At 74.1% G+C, this 4675-nt stretch carries 5 protein-coding genes; 3 read left to right on the top strand and 2 right to left on the bottom strand.

Annotated features, from left to right (window positions below; genetic code table 11):
• From EF903_RS28950 to EF903_RS28940, 3 genes are all read left to right on the top strand, one after another.
• Window positions 1-272, top strand: a 272-nt coding sequence (locus EF903_RS28950) for a SpoIIE family protein phosphatase (RefSeq protein WP_148142598.1), incomplete at its 5' end; no start/stop codon positions are given.
• A gap of 125 nt (window positions 273-397) precedes the next feature.
• On the top strand, window positions 398-1849 hold the full coding sequence (locus EF903_RS28945) for an amino acid permease (protein ID WP_125547968.1): 1452 nt from the start codon (window positions 398-400) through the stop codon (window positions 1847-1849).
• A 115-nt stretch (window positions 1850-1964) separates the two neighbouring features.
• Window positions 1965-2555, top strand: a complete 591-nt coding sequence (locus EF903_RS28940; RefSeq protein ID WP_125547967.1) for a hypothetical protein — start codon at window positions 1965-1967, stop codon at window positions 2553-2555.
• Between the two features lie 87 nt (window positions 2556-2642).
• Here EF903_RS28940 and EF903_RS28935 read toward each other — a convergent pair whose 3' ends face one another.
• A complete protein-coding gene (locus EF903_RS28935; RefSeq protein ID WP_125547966.1) occupies window positions 2643-3524 on the bottom strand; it encodes a 2OG-Fe(II) oxygenase in 882 nt (293 codons plus the stop codon).
• A 282-nt stretch (window positions 3525-3806) separates the two neighbouring features.
• The gene (locus EF903_RS28930) at window positions 3807-4331 is read right to left on the bottom strand and encodes a hypothetical protein (protein WP_125547965.1); all 525 of its coding nucleotides are present in this window, start codon (window positions 4329-4331) and stop codon (window positions 3807-3809) included.
• Window positions 4332-4675: the final 344 nt, after the last annotated feature.

Raw genomic sequence — 4675 nt, 5'->3', positions numbered from 1 at the left:
CCCCCGACCCGCCGCTCGGCGTGGGACACCCCCGCTACACCACCACCCACCTGACCCTGGAGCCCGGCAGCATCCTCGTCCTCTACACCGACGGGCTCATCGAGGCCCGCGGCACCGACATCGACGAGCGGCTGGCCGAACTCACCGGCACGCTCTCCGAGGAGCCGCACCCCACCCTCGCCGGACTTGCCGACGGCCTGCTGGCCCGCCTCGTCCCCGCCTCAGCCGACGACGACATCGCCCTCCTCATCGCCCGCATCGAACCGCCCTGACCGGCGGCCGGCGTACGGCGCCGCGGACGGCTCACCCCCGGCCATTCACCGGAGCGCCTAGTTCCGCCCGTGGGGCGGCTCCGCCATGATGAGCGCCCGTCGGGTTCCGAAGGAAAGGACCGCCCATGGCGAGGCCGCGGATGGGGCAGGGCGTGCTGCGCCGCAAGCCGATCGATCACATCGACGAGACCGAGGGCGCCCCGAGCGAACAGCTCGCGCGCACCCTCGGCCTGTGGCAGCTCACCGCCATCGGCGTCGGCGGCATCATCGGCGCCGGCATCTTCACCCTGGCGGGCACCGTCGCCAACGGCACGGCGGGACCGGCCGTCCTGATCTCCTTCCTCATCGCCGGCGTGGCCAGCGCCGCCGCCGCCTTCTCCTACGCCGAGTTCGCCGGGCTGATCCCGAAGGCAGGATCCGCCTACACCTACGGGTACGCCGTCCTCGGCGAGATCGCCGGCTGGTTCATCGGCTGGGACCTCCTGCTGGAGTACACGGCGATCGTCGCGGTCGTCGCCATCGGCATCTCCGGCTACTTCAACTTCCTCCTGGAGGCGACGGGCACGAGCCTGCCCGTCTGGATGCTGGGGGCGCCCGGCACCGGCGAAGGCCACCGCGTCGACCTCATCGCCGCGGTCCTGTGCCTCTTCACCGCCTACCTGCTCACCCTCGGCATCAGGAACGCCGCACGCTTCGAAACCGTCGTCGTCGTGCTGAAGGTGCTGGTGGTGCTGCTGGTCATCGTCGTCGGCTTCTTCCACATCGACACCGCCAACTACACGCCGTTCTTCCCCTTCGGCGTCGGCGGTGCCATCACGGGCGCCGCCACCGTCTTCTTCGCCGTCTTCGGCTACGACGCCATGAGCACCGCCGCAGAGGAGTCCAAGGACGCCCAGCGCCACATGCCCAAGGCGATCCTCTACTCGCTCGCCATCTCCATGGTGCTGTACGTGCTGGCCTGCCTCGTCCTGACGGGCATGCAGAACTACACCGAGATCGACCCGGAGAGCGGCTTCTCCACCGCGTTCCAGTCCGTGGGCCTCGACGGGGTCGCCAACATCATCGCCGTCGGCGCCATCATCGGCATCCTCACGGTGATGTTCACCTTCATGCTCGGTGTGACGCGCGTGTGGTTCTCCATGAGCCGCGACGGACTCCTGCCGCACTGGTTCGCCAAGACGCACCCGACCCGGCACGTACCGACGCGCGTCACCTGGATCGTCGGCGTCGGCTCCGCGCTCATCGCCGGATTCGTGCCGATCGGAGAGGCCGCCGAACTCACCAACATCGGCATCCTGCTCGCCTTCGCCGTCGTGTGCACCTCCGTCATCGTGCTCCGCTACCGGCGCCCCGACCTGCCGCGGCAGTTCCGCACCCCCCTGATGCCGTTCACGCCCGCCATCGGCGTCGTCGCCTCCCTCTGGCTGATCACGTACCTGAGGGTGGAGACCTGGCTCCGCTTCGCCGTCTGGTTCCTCATCGGGCTGGTCGTCTACCTCGCCTACTCCTACCGGCACTCGAACCTCGCCAAGACGCGGCCGGAGGCGGGAGCGGGCGACCGGCACCCGCCCGCATGACCCGCGCAACACCACGAAAACCCCTCTTCGCAACGGGTTTCACACGTCGTCCGAACCGCCTGACAGGAGCGGCCGCGCGTGGGACCTTGGTGGCTCCGCCACGAGGAGGGGATGCATGCCGAAGCACGCCGGCAGCGAAGCCGAAGCCGAGAAGGACCTCCTGGAGTACTGCGCATCGATCGGCTTCGACCCCGAGTGGGTCGACCCGAGGGACTGGCAGACGACGATCGGGATCGCCCGCAACGAGAAGTACGGCTTCGCCGAAGCCCACAACGCCATCGACAAGGACAAGGAACGGCTGCTCAAGGCGGGCGCCCGCGACGCGCGCCAGGCCGTGCTCGACGCGGATCCCGGGGGCCTGCTCGCGGCCGTGGCCACGCACTACTCCCTGAAGAACACCCTGGTCCCGGTCATCCTCAAGCAGTGCGCCGCCGCCTACGTGGGCGGGGAGCGCGTGAACCTCGGCCTCGGCGGCTCCCCCCTCGACCCCACCGCCTACGAGGAACTGCGCGAGGAGTGGCGGGCCGCCGCCCAACTCGCCGGGGGCGGCGTCTTCACCGGGTTCGTCAGCCACGCCCCGCAGGACAAGGCGGCCCTCGGGAAGGGCACCGTAGGAGCCACCCTCGCCCGGCGCAAGGTCCAGGGGAACCTCCTCGTCAGGATCGCCGGGGTGCGCTTCAACATGCACGTCGACATCGACGGGTAGCCCGCGCCGCGCACGACCGTGCCGCGCGGGCGGAAACCGCCCGCGCGGCACGGGGCACGGCGCTCACGGCGGCCGGCGGGTCGTCCGTCAGTCGTCGTGCCGCGCCGTTCGCGGGCCCGAGGCCAGGCGGCGGGCAGCCGGGCCGGGCGGCGGCAGGGGCACGGGGCGCGCCCCGTCGGGGTCCCCGCCGTGCTCCCCGAGCGGGCGCGTGCCCTCGGCCGCGCGGGCCATCCACTGCCAGGGGCCGGAGCCCGCCGCCTCCCGCGGGGCGGCCGCCCCCGGCGCCGGCTCCCGGTCGGAGATCCACGTCGTCAGCGTGAACCGGTGGTCCTCGAACCGGCCGCTCGGGCAGGTCGAGGGGACGACCTCGTGGAACGCGCAGGACGGGAAGAACACGATGGTGTCGTGCTCCGGTTCGACGGTCCGGTACGTCTCCGCGGGCCGTGCCCTCCCCTCGCCGTCGACGGCGGTGTCGTACAGGCGCAGCCGCCCGCCCCCGAAGCCGCGCGGCCTGCGGTGCAGGTAGTACACCGCCGACAGGGCGGTGCCGACGTCGCGGACCCGGGACGCGTCGGTGTGGATGCCGTAGTGACCGCCCTCGCCGTGCGCCGTCAGGACCGTGACCGACCGGTCCAGGACCGCCCGCTGCCCCAGGACCTCCTGCACGAGCGGCAGGCAGTCCGCCAGGTGCGCGCTGAACACCTCGCTGGCCACCGGCAGGACCAGCGAGTCCCGCCCCTTGCGGGACACCTCGCCGGTGAGGGGGTCGCGCACGGTGCCGGCGCGGAAGTCGTCCTGCCGGGATATCGCGTACTCCAGGAGGGCGTCGGCGCGTTCGGCGCCGAGGAAGCCCTCGAACCGGCAGACGGGCGCCGGGACGACGAGCGTGGGGGACCACCGGTCGGAGGGAGGCAGAGCCTGGAAGCTGATTTTCGTCGGCTTGGCCGGTTCCATCGCGTATCCGCTCATGGCCCCGAACGGTACGGGCCGCTCCGGCTCCGCCCGCAGGGGCACGCAGGGGCGCACCGGGGTACGCGTTCCCCGCGGGCCCGCCGCCCGGCGCGCGCCCGGCGCTCGACACGCTCCCCGTGCGACGGCCCCCGGATCCACCCTGCCGGAGCCGCCGCGGCGCCGGGGACGCGCCCCGCCGCGCTCCGGGCGTCAGGGGCGGCCCGGTCCGGGCCGGAGGACCGTGACGGGCAGCCCGGCGGCGCGGGCGGCGGCCACGGTGTCGGCTGTGCCGCCCGGGCGTCAGGGGCGGCCCGGTCCGGGCCGGAGGACCGTGACGGGCAGCCCGGCGGCGCGGGCGGCGGCCACGGTGTCGGCGGTGCCGCCCGGGCGACCGGGACGGCCGTCCCACACCGCCACCAGCAGGTCCGCCCGGCCCAGCAGCAGGCGCCCCGCCGCCGCGTACGCGTGCGCCGAGGCGCGCCGGTAGGGCAGGGTCCGCACCTCGGACGCCGCCGCGCGCAGCCGGTCGAACTCGGCCGCGTAGTGCGGCGCCACCATGCGCTCCCGGTAGTCGGCCGACGGCAGGACCGCGACGAGCCGGCCGCCGGCCGCGAGGACGGCGTCCGCGAACAGCGCGTCGGCCCCCTCGGCCAGGCACGACAGGCCGGTCAGCCCGTCGGCCGGGAAAGCGGCGAGGAACCGGCGGAGGGCCTCCCCGACCGGGCCGCGGACCTCCGGTGCGAGGCGGACGTGCCCGGTGACGGCCACGGCGGTCGCCTGCGGGCCTGAGCCGGCGGCGGGCAGCGGGCGTGCGGCCGGTGTCATACGCGGTCCCCCAGGGCCGTGTGGCGATCGCCGGAGCGTAGCAGCGCGGCACCCGCGGCCCTCGGGCGATCCCGTGCGGACTTGACGGGGACGGTCGGGCACCCTGGCCGACGGCGTGTCAGGAGGTTAGGGTCGTTCCGGCGGTTCAGGGCCGCAGGTGTCGCGGCGCCCGGTGCGGTGCATCGCAAGGCGCCGGAGGACCGCGTCGGCTGTCGGGGCACTCCGGCAAGGCGGCGAGGTGCCGTGCCGGACGCCGCGGACCCGGCCCTGATCCGCCGCACCGATCCCGGGACCGCCCGGCAGCACCCGCCCCGCCGCCTGACCGACAAGGCACTCCGTGACCC

The organism is Streptomyces sp. WAC05292 (assembly GCF_003949955.1).
Lineage (GTDB): Bacteria > Actinomycetota > Actinomycetes > Streptomycetales > Streptomycetaceae > Streptomyces > Streptomyces globosus.
This window is presented reverse-complemented; position numbering and strand designations above follow the sequence as displayed.